The organism is Dietzia sp. HMSC21D01 (genome assembly GCF_001815995.1).
Taxonomy (GTDB): domain Bacteria; phylum Actinomycetota; class Actinomycetes; order Mycobacteriales; family Mycobacteriaceae; genus Dietzia; species Dietzia cinnamea.
On the sequence record NZ_KV824150.1, the window covers coordinates 1 to 4,661 of the forward strand.

4 protein-coding genes are annotated in these 4,661 nt (G+C 72.4%); 1 reads left to right on the top strand and 3 read right to left on the bottom strand.

The genetic code is table 11. The features are described from left to right. Positions 1 to 52: 52 nt before the first annotated feature. Complete coding sequence (locus HMPREF3086_RS16875) at positions 53 to 322, bottom strand: mycoredoxin (RefSeq protein ID WP_043567235.1); 270 nt, start codon at positions 320 to 322, stop codon at positions 53 to 55. A 138-nt stretch (positions 323 to 460) separates the two neighbouring features. Here HMPREF3086_RS16875 and HMPREF3086_RS16880 point away from each other — a divergent pair, with 138 nt between their 5' ends. Further along, positions 461 to 2,605, top strand: coding sequence for an ATP-dependent DNA helicase UvrD2 (locus tag HMPREF3086_RS16880; protein ID WP_210401895.1), 2,145 nt, complete (start codon positions 461 to 463; stop codon positions 2,603 to 2,605). A 13-nt stretch (positions 2,606 to 2,618) separates the two neighbouring features. Here HMPREF3086_RS16880 and HMPREF3086_RS16885 read toward each other — a convergent pair whose 3' ends face one another. Beyond that, a complete protein-coding gene (locus HMPREF3086_RS16885) occupies positions 2,619 to 3,935 on the bottom strand; it encodes an ABC1 kinase family protein (RefSeq protein ID WP_070723079.1) in 1,317 nt (438 codons plus the stop codon). Between the two features lie 7 nt (positions 3,936 to 3,942). Next, the coding region (locus HMPREF3086_RS16890; protein ID WP_070723082.1) for a hypothetical protein at positions 3,943 to 4,661 on the bottom strand (719 nt) is incomplete at its 5' end.

The window sequence follows — 4,661 nt, forward strand, 5'->3', positions numbered from 1 at the left end:
CGTCGGCCCTGTCCCGGGCCGGCGGCGCCCCGTGTGCCGGGCCTATCGCGCCTCAGGCGCCGGCGAGCTCGGCGAGCTTCGCGCGAACCTGGGAGGCCGGGGGGTTGGTGGCCGTGGTGCCGTCGGAGTACAGGGCCGTGGGCACGACCCGGTTGCCGCCGTTGACGCTCTCGACGAACGCCGCCGCCTCGGCGTCGGCGTCCACATCGATCTCCGTGTAGCCGATCTCCTTCTCGTCCAGCAGCTTCTTCAGCCGCGTGCAGAACGGGCACCACGAGGTGGTGTACAGGGTCAGGGCGTCGTTGGTCGTCACATCGCTCATGACGGGGTGTAACGCCCACGCCGGTGGGAATCATCCCCGGGGGGAGGCCCCCGGCGCGGTGTCCGACCCGGATGCCACGATGGGGGCGTGAGTGAGACGGGGCGCGGCGGCCGGGAGAGTGGCCAGGAAGGCGGCCGGATGGGCGGCCAGGTCGGCGGACGGGGAGTCGGGCGCCGAGGCGGTGCGGAGTCGGCTCTGGAGGGCCTGGACCCGCAGCAGCGTCGCGCCGTGCTGGCGCCCCGCGGACCCGTCTGCATCCTCGCGGGTGCGGGAACGGGCAAGACCCGCACCATCACCAGACGCATCGCACACCTGGTCACCACCGGACACGTCCGCGGGGACCAGGTGCTGGCGGTGACGTTCACCGCCCGCGCCGCGGGGGAGCTGCGCATGCGCCTGGCGAGCCTCGGCGTCGCGGACGCCGGGACCGGGCCGGTCCAGGCGCGGACCTTCCACTCGGCTGCCCTGCGCAACCTGTCCTACTTCTGGCCCCGGGTCTACGGCGAGGAGCCGTGGCAGCTGTTGGACGGGCAGTTCCGTGCGGTCGCCCAGGCGGTCCGGCGCGCCGGGCTCGATCCCGCGACCGAGACGATCCGCGACGTGCTGACCGAGATCGGGTGGGCCAAGTCGAGCCTGCTCACCCCCGACAGCTACGCGGAGCAGGCGGTCGCTCTGGGACGGGACCTACCGGTTCCCGCGCCCGAGGTGGCCCGGGCGTTCCGGGCGTACGAGGACCTCAAGGTCTCCGGTCCGGTCCGGATGCTCGACTTCGACGATCTCCTGTCGCACATGGCGGAGCTCGTGGAGGAGGTGCCGGCCATCGCGGAGGAGTTCCGGGACCGGTACCGCTGCTTCGTCGTGGACGAGTTCCAGGACGTCACGCCGGCCCAGCAGCGGCTGCTCACCGCGTGGATGGGCAATCGTGACGACCTCACGGTGGTGGGTGACGTCAACCAGACGATCTACTCCTTCGCCGGCGCCGAGCCAGACTTCCTCCTCGGCTTCGCCGACCGCTACCCCGGCGCGACCGTCGTGAAGCTGGAGTCCGACTACCGCTCGACCCCGCAGGTCGTGGACCTGGCCAACGGGGTGATCGGCGCCGGAGCCGGCCGGTTCCGTACCGCCGGCCTCACGCTGCGCGGTATGCGGCCGCCCGGGCCCGAACCGGTGCTCGCCGAGTACGCGGACGAGGATTCGGAGGCCGATGCCGTCGCGGCGGCCGTCGCCGACCTCGTGCACGGCGGGACCGATCCCGCGGAGATCGCCGTCCTGTACCGGGTCAACGCCCAGTCGGAACGGATCGAGGCAGCTCTGGACGAGGCGGGCATCGGATACCGCCTCAAGGGCGGCGAGGGCTTCTTCGAACGCCCCGTCGTGCGCCGGGCGATGTCGGCGATCGACCGCCTCGTCGACGGCTCGGACGAGGCGTCGGCGGGCGCCCACACCGGGTTGACCGATCCAGGGGACGTCGTCGCGGTCATCCGGCAGGCGCTCGAACCACTCGGCCTCACCGCCGCGGAACCCTCCGGCACCCAGGCCCGCGAGACGTGGAACTCCCTGAACGCGCTGGTGGGCCTGGCAGAGGAGATCGCTACCGCCGAGAGCCGCCCGGGACTGCTCCCGGTCGTGGTCGGCCTGAGGGAACGCGCTGCCGCCCGGCACGCGCCGGACGAGCGGGGGGTGACGCTGGCGTCGATCCACGCCGCCAAGGGTCTCGAATGGGACGCGGTGTTCCTCATCGGCGTGCACGAGGGCAGTCTGCCGATCAGCCACGCGATCAACGCCGGACCCGATGCGATCGAGGAGGAGCGCCGCCTTCTCTACGTGGGCATCACCCGCGCCCGCGAGCACCTGTCGGTCTCGTGGAGTCGGAGTCGCCGTGCCGGGGGGCGCGCCACCCGGCGACCGAGTCGCTTCCTCGATCCCGTCCGCCCGGCGCAGGCCCCCGCAGCCGCTCGCCGGTCCACCGACTCGTCCGACAAGGGGCGCTGCCGCGGCTGCGGGGAGAGGCTCAACGGGCCGATGCACCGGGCGCTCGGGCTGTGCCCCGAGTGCTCGATGGAGATAGACACCGAACTGTTCGAGCGGCTACGCGAGTGGCGTCGCGAGACCTCGGAGCGGATCGGCAAGCCCGCCTACACGGTGTTCACCAACGAGACCCTCGCGCAGATCGCCCGCGACCGTCCCGCCGACACGAGGGCCCTGGGCCGGATCGGCGGAATCGGCGCGCACAAACTCGGCGAGTACGGCGACGACGTGCTGAAGCTGGTCCGCGGGACCTGACGGCCGGCCGGCCTCAGTCCTCGTCGGGGAAGATCTCGGGCATCCAGCGCCGCACGATCTCCCGGTAGGGCGCGGACGCCTGGAGTTGGCACAGTATGCCGACCGACGCTGACAGCACCCGGTGGATCAGCACGTACTCGCGGGGCAGCGCGAACGAACGCGAGGTCCGGAACTCACGGCCCGAGACGTCCCCGTAGACCGCCATGATGCCCTGCATCCACGCACGGTCGAAATGGAACACCGGCCCGCGCATCGGCTCGATGAACGGGTTCAAGAACGCCGTGGCGTCGGCAGGATCCAGCCCGCCCCTCCCCACGTAGCCCGCGCGGGTCATCACCTTCACGAGCTGAACTGCGTCATCGGCCAGTGCATGCCGCATCATCGAGGTCAGCACGGTCGGTATGCCCTCGGGGAGCGGAATGGCCGCGCCGAAGTCCAATACCACCAGGCGACCGTCGTCGGCCAGCAGGAAGTTGCCCGGATGCGGGTCGCCGTGCATCAATCGCGCCCGCACGGGGGAGCTGAACTGGAACTCGGTCAGAAGCTCCCCGGCGAGATCGCGCTCCTCGGGGCTGCCGTCGGCGGAGATCCGGCTCAGCGCGCGGCCGTCCGCCCACTCGGTCACCAGCACCTTCGGCGCGGAGGCCAGCACCGCGGGGACGTGGAACTGACGGTCGTCTCGGAAGGCGGCGGAGAAGACCCGCTGGGTGTCAGCCTCGGTGCGGTAGTCGAGTTCGCTCACCGTGCTGTCGTACAGCTCGTCGATGATCCCCCTGATGTCGGTCCCCGGATTGAGCGGGCGCAACAGCGGGGCCAGTCTGCGGAGCTGGCGCAGGTCCGAGCGCAGGGCCTCGTCCGCCCCCGGGTACTGCACCTTGACGGCCACCTCGCGGCCGTCGGACCAGACGGCGCGATGCACCTGACCGATCGAGGCGGCCGCGGCCGCCTCGCCGTCGAACTCCGAGAACCGCTCTCGCCACCGCAGCCCGAGTTGGGCGTCCAGGACCCGTTCCACCTCGGCGGCGGGTAGGGGCGGCGCCTCGGACTGGAGCTTGGTGAGCGCCTCGCGGAAGGGCTCGGCGTACTTGTCCGGCATGCCGGCCTCGAACACGCTCAGGGCCTGCCCGACCTTCATGGCGCCGCCCTTGAGCTCTCCGAGGACGGCGAAGACCTGCTCGGCGGCCTGGTCGGCGAGTTCCTCCGTCAGATCCCCCTCGCCCCGCCCGAAGGCGCGGCGGCCGAGCGATCCGGCAGCGCGGCCGGCGATGCCCAGTGGTAGTCCCGCGAGGCGCGCTGCGCGGCGGGACGAGGTACGGGGTAGATCGGACACGCCCCAATCATGACAGAGGACGGGCCCCCGGGGCGGCGCCACAGTCGCAGCCCTCGACGGCCGGCCATTCGAGTCGACGCCATAGTCCTTCGGCCGGGTTGATCTCGACGGTGGCGCCGATCGTCTGTACCCGGCCGGCCGGATCGCGGGTCGCGGAGACCTCGGCCAGCACGAGCGCGGCCGCGGCGGTGAGGGCGGGCACGCCGGCGTCGGGGGAGTGTCCTATGAGCTGGGCGGCGACGAACGGCCAGCGTGGGTCCCTGCGGGCACGGAACATGTCGGTGCACCGCAGGCAGGTGCTGTGTCCCGGCACGACGGTCGGTCCGACCACGACCCGGCCGTCGCGGCAGTACACGTGCATGTGCGTCTGCCCGGCGCGGCCCAGGGCGGTCGTGATGACGGGGTCCACGGAGACGGTGCCGGTGAGGATCACGAGGTCGGGTGGCTGCCCCCGGCGGTGCCAGGGTGGCCGTTCGGCGTCGAGCGCCAATCCGGGGGTGGGGCCGGTGCTCACCCGGCATCCGTTGACGGACAGTGGTCCGCGCAGGACCTCGGAGACCTGACCGGAACCCAGGATGTGGACCCGGCGGACGGGGGCGGGCCGCGCCCGAGCGGGTGTGGATGGCGCGAGAGCGGGTGCGCCCGGGCCGGGGGCCTCGAGGCGGACGTGCCCGAGGTCTGCCAGGCGGACGAGGATCCGTGCGACGGCGGCCCGCCCGGCGGCGT